Annotated in this window: 10 protein-coding genes; 3 read left to right on the top strand and 7 right to left on the bottom strand. The window is 73.4% G+C overall.

What is annotated here, in order from left to right:
• Positions 1-42 precede the first annotated feature (42 nt).
• Positions 43-444, bottom strand: a complete 402-nt coding sequence (locus ACFVTF_RS07165; protein WP_387810223.1) for a Dabb family protein — start codon at positions 442-444, stop codon at positions 43-45.
• Positions 445-522: 78 nt separating this feature from the next.
• Between ACFVTF_RS07165 and ACFVTF_RS07170 the strand changes: the two genes are divergently transcribed.
• Positions 523-1251, top strand: a complete 729-nt coding sequence (locus ACFVTF_RS07170) for a TetR/AcrR family transcriptional regulator (RefSeq protein ID WP_387810226.1) — start codon at positions 523-525, stop codon at positions 1249-1251.
• Here ACFVTF_RS07170 and ACFVTF_RS07175 read toward each other — a convergent pair.
• The 3 genes from ACFVTF_RS07175 to ACFVTF_RS07185 all read right to left on the bottom strand — a co-directional run bounded on the left by ACFVTF_RS07175 (position 1203) and on the right by ACFVTF_RS07185 (position 3819).
• Positions 1203-1640 (bottom strand): VOC family protein, encoded by a 438-nt coding sequence (locus ACFVTF_RS07175; protein ID WP_387810229.1) that lies wholly within the window; start codon positions 1638-1640, stop codon positions 1203-1205. The two genes, ACFVTF_RS07170 and ACFVTF_RS07175, sit on opposite strands and share 49 nt — an antisense overlap.
• A 263-nt stretch (positions 1641-1903) precedes the next feature.
• Positions 1904-2563 carry a Sua5/YciO/YrdC/YwlC family protein gene (locus tag ACFVTF_RS07180; protein WP_387810231.1) on the bottom strand — a complete coding sequence of 220 codons (660 nt, stop codon included), beginning with the start codon at positions 2561-2563 and terminating at the stop codon, positions 1904-1906.
• A gap of 14 nt (positions 2564-2577) precedes the next feature.
• Positions 2578-3819, bottom strand: coding sequence for a 2-isopropylmalate synthase (locus ACFVTF_RS07185; protein ID WP_387810234.1), 1242 nt, complete (start codon positions 3817-3819; stop codon positions 2578-2580).
• A 387-nt stretch (positions 3820-4206) separates the two neighbouring features.
• Between ACFVTF_RS07185 and ACFVTF_RS07190 the strand changes: the two genes are divergently transcribed.
• The gene (locus ACFVTF_RS07190) at positions 4207-10401 is read left to right on the top strand and encodes a DNRLRE domain-containing protein (protein ID WP_387810237.1); all 6195 of its coding nucleotides are present in this window, start codon (positions 4207-4209) and stop codon (positions 10399-10401) included.
• Positions 10398-10664, top strand: a complete 267-nt coding sequence (locus tag ACFVTF_RS07195; protein WP_387810240.1) for a hypothetical protein — start codon at positions 10398-10400, stop codon at positions 10662-10664. Before ACFVTF_RS07190 ends, ACFVTF_RS07195 begins: the two co-directional genes overlap by 4 nt.
• 222 nt (positions 10665-10886) lie before the next feature.
• Here ACFVTF_RS07195 and ACFVTF_RS07200 read toward each other — a convergent pair whose 3' ends face one another.
• The 3 genes from ACFVTF_RS07200 to ACFVTF_RS07210 all read right to left on the bottom strand — a co-directional run bounded on the left by ACFVTF_RS07200 (position 10887) and on the right by ACFVTF_RS07210 (position 13970).
• Positions 10887-11606: a phosphatase PAP2 family protein gene (locus ACFVTF_RS07200; RefSeq protein ID WP_387810243.1), complete on the bottom strand. Its 720-nt coding sequence runs from the start codon at positions 11604-11606 to the stop codon at positions 10887-10889.
• A 361-nt stretch (positions 11607-11967) separates the two neighbouring features.
• Positions 11968-12630, bottom strand: a complete 663-nt coding sequence (locus ACFVTF_RS07205; protein WP_387810246.1) for a response regulator — start codon at positions 12628-12630, stop codon at positions 11968-11970.
• The gene (locus tag ACFVTF_RS07210; protein WP_387810248.1) at positions 12627-13970 is read right to left on the bottom strand and encodes a sensor histidine kinase; all 1344 of its coding nucleotides are present in this window, start codon (positions 13968-13970) and stop codon (positions 12627-12629) included. Before ACFVTF_RS07210 ends, ACFVTF_RS07205 begins: the two co-directional genes overlap by 4 nt.
• Positions 13971-14072 lie beyond the last annotated feature (102 nt).

Below are 14072 nucleotides of genomic sequence, written 5' to 3' on the forward strand. Positions count from 1 at the left end.
CCCGGCCTCCCGGGGCGGCGGGAGGGCATTGCCTCGCCCGGCCTATCCCGCGAGCAGCGGCCCGAGTTGCTCGGCCCATTGCGGGTACAGGGCGGTCTTCTCCTCGTGCAGGCCCAGGACCTTCGCGGCCAGCCCCGGGTCAGGGTCGTCGGACAGGTCGGGTCCGATGGCGATCCTGGCCAGATGCGGCATGATCTGCGGATCGCCGGCCAGGTGGACCGGGTCGTGCATGTAGCGCCGCAGCGCCGCCAGGTCCGCGATGCCCACGCAGTAGGCGTGGGTGAAGCCGTCCTGCGCCCCCAGGGCGGGGCCGACGGTCGAGAACGACACCGACTCCACGGCGGCCGTACGCCGCATCAGTGCGAGCACCCGCTCGCGGTCCTCCTCGGTCGCGGAGTCCTTGAAGGCGAAGCGCAGCATGTGGACGATCACGGGCGGTCCCATCCCTGGTGTCATCGACGTCATGACTGAACCAGCTGGTTCAGAAAATCTTCCCATCTGGTTCGCCGTTAGACTGAACCCATGAGTTCAGAAGTGTCAACCGGGGCCGGGCGCAAGCCCCGTGGGCGGGTCGAGCGGCGCCAGGCCATCCTGGACGGCGCGTTCACAGTCTTCGCCCGGCGCGGATACGCGCAGGCGTGCGTCCAGGAGATCGCCCAGGAGGCGGGCGTCGCCAAGCCGACCGTCTACAACCACCTCGACGACAAGGAGGCGCTCTTTCGCGAGGCCGTCCTCGCGGCCGCCGACCGGCTCTCGGAGGCCGGCCTGGCCGCCGTCGAGGGGCTGCGCGGGCTGCCCGAGGACGGCGACCCGCGGCCGGCCCTGGTCGGCGCCGGCCACGCGCTGCTGGAGGTGCACGGCAGCGAAGAGGCCAGTGCCGTAAGGCGGTTGACCAGCGCCCAGGCCGCGCAGTTCCCCGACGTGGCGGCGGGCGTTCGGGACCGCACCGCGCTACGGGTGCGCGCCGCCCTCGCCGACCGCCTGGCCCGACTGGCCCTCACCGGCCGCCTGCGCCCGTGCGATCCCGAACAGGCCGCCGAACACCTCCTCGCCCTCCTCACCGGCCCCCTGGACTACCGCTCCGACACCCCCGCGCCCGACCTGCGCGCCCTCGCCGAAGCGGCCGTGGACGTCTTCCTGCGCGCCTACGGCGGCGACCCGGCCCGGCGACCCGAGCCGGTGCCCGGAGTGGAGTTCGGCGGTCAGACCACGCAGAACTCGTTTCCCTCCGGGTCGGCCATCACCACGTGATCGGGCCTGCCGTCCAACTCCTCCTCGCTGACCACGGTCGCGCCCGCGGCGGTCAACCGCGCCACCGCCTCGACGACGCGCGGCCATCGCACCTCCCACGGTGTCTCACGGCCGCCACCGACCTGGACGTCCACGTGCACCCGGTTCTTCACCGCCTTCGGCTCCGGCACCTTCAGGAAGGACATCGTGGGGCCCACCCCGTCGGGATCGCAGAGGTACGCGCCGTCGTCCCACTCGTCCTCCGGGACCCCGTAGTGGGAGAGCCATTCCTCCCAACTCCCGAATCCCGCAGGTGCGGGCTTCTCCGCATAGCCCAACGCCAGTGCCCAGAACGCGGCCAACTTCGCCGGGTGGGCGCAGTCGATCGTCAAGCTCCACCTGGTCGCCATGTGGTCCTCCTCCGGTCGGATGCCGCGACGGTACCGCGCACCTCTGACACTCACGGCCGGCGAGCCGTCCGGTGCGGCCGGCGCCGTCGTGGCCCTCGGCCCGAGCGGGGCATCCCCCTCCCCCGACAGGCGGGACGGCTCGGCCGGTTCGCCGCACTTCGCCGCACTCGGATCCCACTGACGCACCCTGCATCCGACGATGCGGTCGACTCCCCTGCCACCACGATCCCGTGGCACCCAGCCATCGGCCGAAGGCAGGGGGCTCAGTGGGTCGTCGCCGCACGGAGGTGTTCCAGGTAGCAGGCCGGGTCGGCGCCGTGGGCCCGGTCCTGGGCGCCGTGCCGGATGTGGGCCAGGCCGCCGTCGGGGGCGATGCGCAGCATGGTGGTGGCGGCGTGGGGGGTTGCGGTGTCGCGCAGGGCGTCGGCGTCGACGACGGGGGTGTCGGGTCCGAACATGGCCGCTGCCTGGTCGGCGGTGGCGGCCGGCGGGTGTCCGGTGCGGTTGGCGCTGCTGACGTACAGGCGCGGGAAGAGCGTGAGCAGCGGGGTCAGGGGCTGCCAGCGTGCGCCGAAGAGGAGCAGGTGGCCGTCGCGCAGGGCGGGGGCGGCCCAGGCCGGCGGGGTGTCGGCGCGGACGGGGACCAGCAGGGTGACCAGGTGGTCGCGCAGCAGGGTGAGTGCGGTGTGCAGGGCGGTCGGTGTCAGGTCCAGTCGGGTGGCGAGGTCGGCCCAGGTGGTGTCGTCGTGGACCCACAGGGCGACTTCCTGGTCGACGGGGCGGCCCTTGGCGTTGTTGACGGCCTGGGGGTTCGTGGCGGTGGCGACGTAGGTCAGGGGGCTGGGGTTGGGCAGGATGACGGCCCGCCCGGCGGTCAGGGTGCGGGCGGCGGTGCCGGTGTCGAGCCGGGCGGTGGCGGGCATGGGGGCGGGTCCGTTCACGGTGTGGGGGTGGTGGCGGTCAGGCCTTCGAGGTAGGCGGCGAAGTCGGCGTCGGGGACGACGGCCTGGTTCAGGCGGTAGGCGCGGTCCTTGGCCCAGGCCAGGGCGGTGCCGGTCTGGGCCTGGTCCAGTCGGTGGCCGAGCCGCTCGGCGACGGCTTGCAGCACGCGCCGGCTGGCGAGGTGGGTGAGGACCACGGTCGGAGCCAGGCCCAGGTGCTGGTGCGGGTCGTAGGGCTGGAAGGTCCGCGGGTGGGTGAACGGGGTCCCGGTGGAGATGGTGGCGACGCCGGTGCCCACGATCGGGGTGGTGACGGTGAGCGGGATCCCGGTCTCGGCGGAGACCATCCGCGCGATCCCGGGCAGCCGGGTCAGGTCCGGCTGCGTCCACCACGGTTCGCAGCCGGGCCCCAGCACCTGTTCGGCCTTCGCGCGGTCGTGGGCGAGCAGGAAGAGCAGTTGTTCGGTGGCGGCCATGCCGCTGCGCTCGGCCATGCCCAGCCAGGAGCAGGCGGCCACCCGCGCCCCGCTCTCCAGTGCGGCCAGGGTGTTGGCCAGCCCGAGGCCGAGGTCGTTGTGCAGGTGCGAGACCAGGACGGTATCCGGCCCCGCGTCGGCGGCGACCCGGCGGAAGAGGGCCCGGGTCTGACCGGGCAACAGGTCGCCGACGGTGTCGGCGAGCACGATCGTCCCCGCGCCGTGGGCGGTCATCGCCCCCGCGTACTCGGCCACCAGGGCGTGGTCCGCGCGGGGCGCGTCCACCAGGCACACGTCCACCGCCGTGCCGTCCGCCAGGTCCGCCGCCGCCTTCAGCACGTCCAGGCCGTCTGCCAGGGCCTCGCGGGCGCCGCTGTGGACGAGGGCGCGGGCGGTCGCCTCGGAAGCGGCCACGATCACCATCACCCGCGCGTGCGCCGCGCCCCGCACCGCGCTCAGCGCCAGCCGCACGTCGGCCACCGTGCCCCGGCAGATCGCCGAGGGGCTCACCGAATCCTGTGCCTCCAGCGCCACCTGCCGGGTCGCCTCGAACTCCTGCCCGCACACCGAGGGGAAGCCGGCCGCGAACACCACGTGCCGGGGCCCGTCCGCGCCGAACACCGCCCCCTGTTCCCGGGCCAGCCGCACCCGGAATCCGGCGCTCATCAGGGTCTTGGCCTGCGCGCCGTCGCGCGCGGACTCCTCGAACAGCACGATCCGCCCGGCTCTCGCCGACTCCCGCACCACGTCCGCCGGCGACAATGCCCCGCCCCCATCCCAGCGCGGCACTCGCGTACCGCGATACGTCGAGAATCCCCTCGGCGGATCGTAGACCACGCCCGGACCCGTGCCCAGACCCGTGCCCGGGCCCCTGCCCGGACCGACGTCCACGCCCCCGCCGCGGCTCCCGCAGTGCGGATGACGACAACGCGGGCACGGCGCCCGCGGTTGCCTACGCCATGATCACGATCACGTGAATCTTGTCGAAACAAGATCATTATTTGATGATCCTTTGGCGCTATTTGACCCCATCTTTGATCTTGCCGCCCACTCCTATGCTCCGAGAGCGCCGTCGAGCGACGGTGTTTTCAAGGAGTCGAGATGAACAGACGGATAACCACAGGACGCAGACCCAGCAGGCCTGTTGGCATGCGGGCGCTGAGCGGGTCGCTGGCCCTGGCCGTGGCGGTGTCGCTGCTGGCCGGGTCCGAGACGGCCCTCGCCGCGACGCCGAACGCATCACCGGACGCGGCGGCGAAGGCGGGCAAGGGAGCCGGGCAGTGGGCCACCTCCGCCGCCGACGTGCCGTCGGCGAGGGTCGCGGCCCGGCTGTCCGGGCAGCGGGTGGAGGCGCTCTCCGAGCGTACGGAGACGTCGACGACGTGGGTGAACAAGGACGGTTCGCTCACCACCGAGCTGTTCGCGGGCCCGGTCCGCTTCCAGCGTGACGGCCAGTGGGTGGACGTCGACCTCGGCCTCCAGGCCGGCGCGGACGGGTCGGTGGCGCCGAAGGCCCACCCGAACGCGCTGCGGCTCGCCGGTGCCGGCGGCACCCGGGCGAAGTCGCTGCTGCACGCGCAGGCGGCGGCCCCGGACGACGCCCGCACCCTGGTGACCCTCGGACAGGGCGACCAGCAGGTCGAGCTCCAGTGGCGGGGCGGCCTGCCCAAGCCCGCCCTGGACGGCACCAAGGCCACCTACCGGGACGCGATCGCGGACGGCGCGGCCGACCTGGTCGTGGAGGCCACCCGGACCGGCTTCGAGCAGTACACGGTGCTCAAGCAGCGCCCGAGCGCCGCCGGGTTCTCGTACACGATGCCGCTGAAGGCCGACGGCCTGAAGGCCGAGGTCCAGCCGGACGGCGGCGTGCTGTTCACCGACAAGCGCACCGGCGAGCGGCGGGCCGTGCTCCCGGCGCCGGTGATGTGGGACGCGACGGCCGCCGCCGAGGGCTCCGGCGAGCACGCCCGGCAGGCGAAGGTCGGTCTGAAGGTCGTTCAGCGCGGCGACGGCATCGACCTGGTGTTCACGCCGGACGCCGCGTTCCTCGCGGACCCGAAGACGCAGTACCCGGTGACGGTCGACCCCTCCACCACGGCCCTCGGCAACGTCTTCGACACCCGGGTGCAGCAGGGCGAGACGGTCGACTGGTCGGCCGACACCGAGATCTACTGGGGCAACTCCGGCACCAAGAACGCCGACGGCTCCTCCCGCCAGGCCCGGTCGTTCATCAACTGGAACACCGCGCCGATCGCGGACGCGCTGATCACCAACGCCAGCCTGTCGCTGTACAACTTCCACTCCGGCAACAGCGACTGCCAGCCCTACGCGTGGGACATCTGGGACACCGGCCTCGCCTCGACCGCCTCGCGCTGGACGTCGCAGCCCTCCTGGAACTCCAAGAAGGCCACCGGCACCGAGACCAAGGGCCGGGACGCCTGCGGCGGCGACGGCTGGATCACCGCGGACGTCACCAACCTGGTGCAGACCTGGACGTCGGCGAAGAACACCACCTCGGGCATGGGGCTGCGCGCCCCGGACGAGACCAACACCAAGTACTGGAAGGAGGTGAACTCCGCCAACGCCGCGACCAACGTCCCCAAGCTGACGGTGACCTACAACTACCGCCCCCGGACCGGGACGGACCAGCAGGCCGGCTCCCCGTTCTACAAGGACGCCGCCGGCACCTGGTGGGTCAACTCCACCACCCCCACGCTGCGCGACACCTTCGTCGACCCGAACAACGACAAGGTCGACGGCACCTTCCAGATCTTCGACACCGCCACCGACACCCAGGTGGGCAACGTCCTGGTCTCCCCGTACGTGCCGAGCGGGGCCCCGGCCTCCGTCAAGGTCCCGGCCGGTGTGCTGGCCAACGGCAAGACGTACAAGTTCCGCACCTCCCCGTACGACGGGCTGCACTACAACAACAACTGGTCGGCGTGGGCCACCTTCACGGTCGACACCTCCGCCCCCTCGGCGCCCGCCGCGCTCTCCTCCACCGACTACCCGTCGGGCCAGTGGGTCAAGGGCCCCGGCCAGGCCGGTTCCTTCACCGCGACCCCGCCGGCCGGTGACCAGAACGCCCTGGAGTGGACGCTCGACGGCGCGACCTGGACGAAGGTCGCGACGAACGGCTCCGCCGCGCCGGTGACCTTCAGCGTGACCCCGGCCAAGGCCGGCACCAACACCCTCCAGGTGCGGGCGGTGGACCGGGCGGAGAACAAGTCCGAGGCCCGTACCCACACCTTCCAGGTCGGCGCGGGCGGTGTCACCTCCCCGAACGACGGCACCCGCACCGCGGCGCGCCTGCCGCTCACCGCCGAGGCCGACGCCGCCCGGTACGACCAGGTGGCCTTCTCCTGGCGGCGCTCCGACGCCGACGCCTGGACGCGGATCCCCGCCGGCGACATCACCAACGGCGGTGCCGCACTGGCGGCCTGGCCCGTGCCCCTCGCCGCGGGCAAGAGCCCGGCGCTCACCTGGAACGCCACCTCCACGGTGACCCCGGACGGCACCGTCCAGCTCCGCGCGGACTTCACCGGGCCCGGCTCCGCCGCCGTCTCCTCCGAGCCGGTGCGGGTCGTCGTCGACCGCAAGGCCGACGGCGCGGCGACGGAGAACGTCGGCCCGGGCGCGCTGAACCTGCTCACCGGCGACCTCAGGGTCCCGGCCACCGACGTGTCGGTGTTCGGCATGACGGTCGGCCGCACGCACTCCTCGCGTGACCCGCGGGCCGCCGCCGGCCAGGACGGCCAGGCAGCGGTCTTCGGCCCCAACTGGGTGTCCAGCGTGTCGTCGAGCCTGTCCGCCTCGGAGTACACGGAGATCCGCAGGACCTCCGGCACCTCGCTCAGCGTGATGTCCGCCGACGGCTCCGCCGTCTCCTTCACCTCAAACGCGGCCGGCAACGGCTGGACGCCCGAACCGGGCAGCGAGGATCTCACCCTGAGCGGCTCCTTCGGCGCCGACTTCACGCTCTCCGGCACCGAGGGCACCGTCACCACCTTCGCCAAGGCCGATCCGGCCGCCGCCACCTGGACGGTGACCTCCACGCTCCAGGGCGGGCTGGCCAACACCACCACCAGCGTGGTGTCGGAGACGACCGTGGTCGGCGGCAAGACGCTGGCCCGGCCGAAGCTCGTCATCGCGCCGACCTCCGCGGCCACCCCGGCCGTGTGCGCGGCCAACGTCGCCGCCAAGGGCTGCCGCGTCCTGCAGTTCGTCTACGCCACCGCGACCACCGCCACCGGCGTCACCACCGACACCGAGTTCGGTGACGTCGCCGGGCAGGTCAGCGCGATCAGGCTCTGGAGCACCGCGCCCGGGGCCGCCGCGGCCACCGCCACCGACGTCGCCGTCTACCGCTACGACTCGGCCGGGCGGCTGCGCCAGACCTGGGACCCGCGGCTCGGCCAGAGCAGCCAGAACCAGTACACCTACTACACCCAGGGCGCCGACGACGGCCTGCTCTCCTCCGTCCAGCTCAGCGGCACCCGCGCCACCTCGCTGGCGTACGGCACCGTCACCGCCAACCCGGCCGCGGGCCCGGGCATGCTGACGAAGGCCTGGCACGACACCCTCGCCCCCGGCACCACGGGCACCGTGAACGGCACCGCCACCACCACCGTCGTCTACGGCGTCCCGCTCTCCGGCGCGAAGGCACCGGAGGACCTCTCCGCGTCCGCCGCCTCCGCGTGGGGCCAGAGCGACCTGCCGACCGACGCCACCGCGGTGTTCCCGCCGGACCAGGCCCCCGCCTCCAACAACGGCACCGACCTCGGCGCCGGCGACTACACCAGGGCGAACGTCACCTACCTGAACGCCTCCGGCCGCCAGGTCAACCAGGCCACCCCGGGCCACCACGTCACCACCACCGAGTACGACAACCAGGGCCACCAGGTCCGCAGCCTGACCGCGGGCAACCGCGAGCTCGCCCTCGGGGCCACCCCCGCGGCCAAGGCCCAGCTGGCCGACCTCGGCATCGACACCCTGCCCTCCGCCGAACGCGCCCGGCTCCTGTCGAGCAGCAGCGCCTACAGCGCGGACGGCCAGCAGGAGACCGACGTCTACGACCCGCTCCACCGCATCACCCTCGCCGCCGACGCCACCTCCGGTGCGACGGTCCTGGCGAAGGCCGGCACCCAACTGCCCGCCCGCCAGCACACCGTGAAGACCTACGACGAGGGCCGGCCGACCGACGGCACCGCCAAGATCAAGAACCAGATCACCCTCACCACCACCGGCGCCCGGCTCCGCGCCTGGCCCGACCTGCTGGTCGACGCCCGCCAGGACCGGACCACGTACAACTGGGCGCTCGGCGTGCCCACCGCGCAGATCAAGGACAGCGGCGGCCTCGCCCTGACCACCACCACCGGCTACGACGGCCAGGGCCGGATCGTCTCGACCCAGCAGCCGGCCTCCACCGGCACCGACGCGGCGGCCGGCTGGACCACCTACTACACCGCCGGCGGCACCGGCACCTGCGGCAACCGCCCCGAGTGGGCCGACCTCGTCTGCCAGACCGGGCCCGCCGCGGCCATCACCGGCGGCGGCGCCAACCCCGCACAACTGCCCACCAGGACGACCCAGTACGGGCAGTTCGGCCAGGTCACCCGCACCACCGAGACGGCCAACGGCGTCACCCGCACCACCGTGACCGACACCGACGCCGCAGGGCGCCCCACCACCGTCACCGTCACCGACGGCCTCGGCACCCCGGCCCCCGCCGCCACCACCACCTACCACCCGGGCACCGGCGCCGTCACCCGCCAGACGTCCGCCACCGGCGGCACCATCACCAAGGGCTACGACGAACTCGGCCGCCTGATCTCCTACACCGACGCCGACGGCGCCGTCACCACCACGGAGTACGACGCCCTCAACCGCCCCACCAAGGTCACCGACACCTCCCCCTCCACCACCACCTACACCTACGACACCGCCGTCGACCCGCGCGGCCTGGCGACCTCGGTGACGGACTCCGTCGCCGGCACCCTCACCGCCCGCTACGACGCCGACGGCGCGCCGCTCACCCAGGGCCTGCCCGGCGGCTACACCCGGACCGACGACAAGGACCCGGCCGGCACCACCACCAACCGCACCTACACCCGTGACAGCGACGGCCTCGTGCTGGTCTCCGACGGCATCACCGAGACCATCCACGGCCAGCGCGCCACCCACACCGGCACCCCCGGCGTCACCGCGGCCCAGACCTACGCCTACGACCGGGCCGGCCGGCTCCTCCAGGTCCAGGACACCTCGACCGACGCCGTCTGCACCACCCGCACCTACACCTTCGACCGCAACACCAACCGCACCGCGCTGGCCACCGCCGACGCCGCCCGCGGCCAGACCTGCACCACCACCGGCGGCACCGGCCAGACCAGCACCTACGACACCGCCGACCGCCTGGTGAACCCCGGCTACGCCTACGACGCGTTCGGCCGCACCACCGCACTGCCCGGCAGCACCCTCGCGTACTACAACACCGACCTGGTGCAGCAGCAGACCAGCGGCACCAACCGGCAGAGCTGGACCCTCGACTCGGCCCAGCGCTTCCGCGCCTGGACCACCGAGACCAACACCGCCGGCACCTGGGCCCAGACCGGTCTGCGGACCAACCACTACGGCTCCGACACCGACAGCCCCCGCTGGATCACCGAGGACACCGCGGGCACCCTGACCCGCAACGTCACCGGCCCCGCCGGCACCCTCGCCGCCACCACGGCGAAGACCGGCGGCACCGTCCTGCAACTCGCCAACCTGCACGGCGACATCACCCTGCGGCTGCCGCTCGACACCGCCGTCGCGCCCACCGTCCTCGACTACGACGAGTACGGCCAGCCGCGCGCCGGCCAGGCCGGCACCCGCTACGCCTGGCTCGGCGACAAGCAGCGCTCCGACGAGACCCCGAGCGCCCTCACCCTCATGGGAGCGCGCCTCTACAACCCGGCCACCGGCCGCTTCCTCTCCCCCGACCCGGTCCAGGGAGCGAGCGCCAACGCCTACGACTACTGCAACGCCGACCCGGTCAACTGCACCGACCTCAACGGCCGGATGCCCGGCTGGCTGAAGGCCGCGCTCAAGGCCGCCGTCTCCCGCGCCGTCCAACTGTCCGTCACCGCGGCCGTGGCCGCCTGGGTCCCCTTCCTGGCACCCTGGGCGCTCCACATCGGCAACTGCGCCGGCGGCGCCTGCGCCGGTGTACTGTTCGGGAGCGGCGGCTGGAAGCAGCGCATCGTCTGGGCCGTCGCCGGCTGCCTCGCGGGTTTCGTCTTCGACCGCGGTGTCTCCCAGCGGATCGTCGACAAGGTGATCGGCGTGGTCAGGAGGTTCGTGTGACATCCACGGAGTCGGCGGAGCCGGCGAATTCGGCGGAGGAACCGGCAGCGCGCCGGGCGAGCCCGCTGCGCCTCGCCGCGACCAACGGGGCCTGGCTCGCCCCGTCCTTCCTCGCCGCCTACCTGCTCGCCGACCGCCTCACCGCCGACGCCACCACCCGCACCTGGTGCACCCTGCTCCTCGCACCGGTGATCGGCCTGGCCCTGCGCGCCACGGCCACCCTCGTGGCCCGCCGCCTGCGGGCGCGGACCGGTCGGAAGTAGCCCGACGCACACCCCTACGACAGGCCGACCCGCCGGAGCCACCGGCGGGTCGGCCTGTTGCGTGCTCGTGCCGTGCTCGTTCCGCGCTCGTTCCGCGCTTGCTTCCGTTCCGGCGGAGCACACCGACGGTCACGAGCCAGCCGGGGCGGCCGATGGCGAAGGCCGAGGCCAACGGCCTCGGCCTTCGGCCGGACGACGTGCCGGGCGGTCAGCCCACCGCGGTCAGCCCACCGCGGGCCGCGTACGACGCGCGGCGCGGGCAGGGCCCTCCACCACGGTGACCCAGACCAGGACCGCGCACAGGAAGGCCGCCGCCGCGAAGTACAGCGGTCCCGGGACGGAGTCGTCCCGCGCGCCGGCGGCGAGCGCGGCGGCCGCCGACAGGACGAGGACGACGGCCGGCAGGGCGCGAGGGCTGCGCGCGACGCCCGGTGCGGCGGAGGACGGCAGCAGCCAGAGCGCGAGACCGTAGCAGGCGCAGCCCAGCAGCGCGGCTCCCAGCACGTCGCTGGGCCGGTGGTGGTAGAGCGCCTGCACGGCAGCCGCGGTGACGGTGAGCCACAGCAGGCCGACCGCGGTCACGTAGGGGCGCAGGCGCGGGGAGGCGACGAGGGCGATACCGAGGACCAGCCCGATGGGGACGGCCGCGTGCCCGCTGGGGAAGCTCACCTCGGTGAGCATGGCGGGCGCGTTCACCAGGTCGGGGCGGGGCAGGACCATCTTGCTGCACACCTCGGTGCCGCCGAACGTGCCCAGGACGACCCCGATCGCCGCGACGCCCTGCCACCAGCACCGCCGCACCAGGGCGACGAGCACGATCACGGCCATCCCCACGACCAGGGTGGGCAGGGCGGTGAACTCCAGTGGGGGCATGGCCGCCGAGTCGAAGGTCGACCCCGACCAGTCCCAGATCCACGCCGGTTCGCCGCCGTTCCCGTTCATCAGGGAGTTCTCCCCCCGCTGCCCGAACGGGGTCCAGACGGCGAGCAGGTAGACCGCCAGGAATCCCAGGGCGCACAGCAGAGCCGGCAGCCACGGCCGTATCGACCGCGCGGGGCGTCCTCCGGCCGGGGTTCCCGGGGCCCGACCGGGAACGCCCGGCCCGGGAGCATCCGGTCCGGGTGCGGACAGGGACTGGTGATCTTGCTGAGTCATCACTGTCTTTCTGCTCGCACCTCGGGGAGCCGCGAGCCCTGGTCGTAGACGACTTGGTTTGAACGGGGACGCCGACGACGACGTCGCGGTTCCCGTCCCACCCGGCACCGTCCCCGGGCCGAGGGCGTCGCCGCCGGCACCGGCGGCGTCACGCCGGGTGGATGAGACGGCTCTCGTAGGCGAAGACCACCGCCTGTATCCGGTCGCGGAGTTCGAGCTTGTTCAGGATTCGCCCCAGGTGGGACTTCACCGTCGCCTCCGCGAGGTGCAGGGCGGCCGCGATCTCGCTGTTGGACAGGCCGCAGCCCACCTGGATGAGCACCTCGCGTTCACGGGCGCTGAGTCGGCTCAGCCGATGGTCGGGGCCGGCGTTGCCGCCGTCGGGGATGTGCGGGCGCAGGTGCTCCAGCAGGAGGCGGGTGATCCGCGGGGAGACCACCGCGTCACCCGCGGCGACGTTGCGTATCGCGGTGAGCAGTTCCTCGGGCCTGGTGTTCTTCAGCAGGAAGCCCGAGGCTCCGGCGCCGAGTCCGGCGAAGGCGTACTCGTCCAGGTCGAAGGTGGTGAGGATCAGCACCCTGCTCTGCGGGGAGGTCCGGATGACCTGCCGGGTCGCCTCGATCCCGTCGATCCCGGGCATCCGGACGTCCATGAGGACGACGTCGGGGCGCAACTCCCGGGCGAGGCGTACGGCCTGGGCGCCGTCCGCGGCCTCGCCGACCGGCGCCATGTCGGGCTGGGCCTCCAGGACCGTGCTGAAGGCCATCCGGAGCAGTGCCTCGTCGTCGGCGATCAGGATGCGGATCGTCATGCGGACGCCGCTCCGCCACTGTCGAGGAGGAGGCGGGTGTGGACTCCCCAGCCGCCGCCCGGAAGCGGTCCGGCCCGCAGCGTCCCCCCGTAGGCGGCCGAGCGCTCGCGCATGCCGGGGATGCCGTGGCCGGACGGCGTGGCGCCGGGAGGTGCCGGGCGGGGGCCGCTGTCGGTGACGTCCACGGTGACGGTCCCGGTCGAGCACCGTATCCGGACCTTCGCGGGTGTGCCGGCGGGCGTGTGCTTGAGGGTGTTGGTCAAGGCTTCCTGCACCAGGCGGTAGACGGTCAGTTGTGCGGTGGCGGGGATGTGGGTGTGGCCGCCCTGGACCTCGATCCGGGTCGGCAGCCCGGCGGCGCACATCTGGTCGGCGAGGGCCTCCAGTTGGGCGATGCCGGGCAACGGGTGGCGTTCCGCGTCCGGTTCGTCGGTCCGCAGGATGCCCAAGGAGCGCCGCATGTCGGTCAGGGCCTGCCGGCCCGTCTCGGAGATCTGGAGCATCGCGGTGGTGGCCCTGTCGGGCGAGCGGTGCTGCGCGTAGACGGCGGCGTCGGTGAGCGCGACCATGACGGACAGGTTGTGGGTGACGATGTCGTGCATCTCCCGGGTGATACGTGTCCGCTCCTCGGCGACGGCCAGTCGCGCCTGCTGTTCCTGCTGCTGCTCCAGGCGTGCGGCCCGTTCCTCCAGGGCCGCGAGGTAGGCGCGCGTGGTCCGCACGTTCACACCCAGGACGGCGGCGGCGACGACCGTCGCGGTGACCGCGACGAAGGGGGTCAGGAACGCGCCTTCCGACGCCCAGCGCAGGCAGGCCAGCAGGGCCCCCGCCTCCACGACGGCACCGGCGACGAGCGCGCCGCGCCGGCCCGAGTTCGCGGCCACCGTGTAGAGGGCAAGCAACAGGCAGACGTCCGCCGGAAGTTGGACGCCCGCCAGCCACTGGACGAAGGCCGCGGCTGCCACGGCGCCGAACACCGCGCGCGGGGCCCGGCGCCGCCACACCAGGGGCAGCGCGAGGGCGGCGGTGAGGGCGACGGCCACCGGCAGCTCGTGCGGCGCGCGGGTGGTGATGATGTTGAGCAGGAGGAGCGTCGGCAGCAGCGAGTCCCACACCACGGGCGGCAGCCGGGAGGACCGGCGCCCGGCGGCCGTCACCAGTCGCGCCGCTCGTGCGGAGGCCAGGTCGGCGTACCCCGTCAGCCGTGAGGTCGTCGCCGCCCAGCGTGCCCGGACCCGCACCAGCGCCCGCACCCACACCCGGTCACGCGCCCACACTCGGTCCCGCGCCCGGTCCCGGCCCCGGTGGGCATCGCCGGGCTCCGTGACCGCCTCCGTCATCACACGTCCCTGTCGATTCAGCGTCATGGCAGCCCCGGCCGGGACTGCCACCGCGTGCAGGCGGCCCTGTCACGGTAGGCCACGGGCCCCACGGAGCACATG

The sequence above is a fragment of the Kitasatospora sp. NPDC057940 genome (assembly GCF_042887425.1).
In the GTDB taxonomy this organism is placed as follows: domain Bacteria; phylum Actinomycetota; class Actinomycetes; order Streptomycetales; family Streptomycetaceae; genus Kitasatospora.

What these genes read in the sequence shown, in the direction of transcription:
- ACFVTF_RS07165 (WP_387810223.1), bottom strand. Translation starts at nt 444, where the DNA reads ATGGGACCGCCCGTGATCGTCCACATGCTGCGCTTCGCCTTCAAGGAC.
- ACFVTF_RS07200 (WP_387810243.1), bottom strand. Translation starts at nt 11,606, where the DNA reads ATGAACGGGAACGGCGGCGAACCGGCGTGGATCTGGGACTGGTCGGGG.
- ACFVTF_RS07205 (WP_387810246.1), bottom strand. Translation starts at nt 12,630, where the DNA reads ATGACGATCCGCATCCTGATCGCCGACGACGAGGCACTGCTCCGGATG.
- ACFVTF_RS07180 (WP_387810231.1), bottom strand. Translation starts at nt 2,563, where the DNA reads ATGCCCGCCACCGCCCGGCTCGACACCGGCACCGCCGCCCGCACCCTG.
- ACFVTF_RS07175 (WP_387810229.1), bottom strand. Translation starts at nt 1,640, where the DNA reads ATGGCGACCAGGTGGAGCTTGACGATCGACTGCGCCCACCCGGCGAAG.
- ACFVTF_RS07210 (WP_387810248.1), bottom strand. Translation starts at nt 13,970, where the DNA reads ATGACGGAGGCGGTCACGGAGCCCGGCGATGCCCACCGGGGCCGGGAC.
- ACFVTF_RS07170 (WP_387810226.1), top strand. Translation starts at nt 523, where the DNA reads ATGAGTTCAGAAGTGTCAACCGGGGCCGGGCGCAAGCCCCGTGGGCGG.
- ACFVTF_RS07190 (WP_387810237.1), top strand. Translation starts at nt 4,207, where the DNA reads ATGCGGGCGCTGAGCGGGTCGCTGGCCCTGGCCGTGGCGGTGTCGCTG.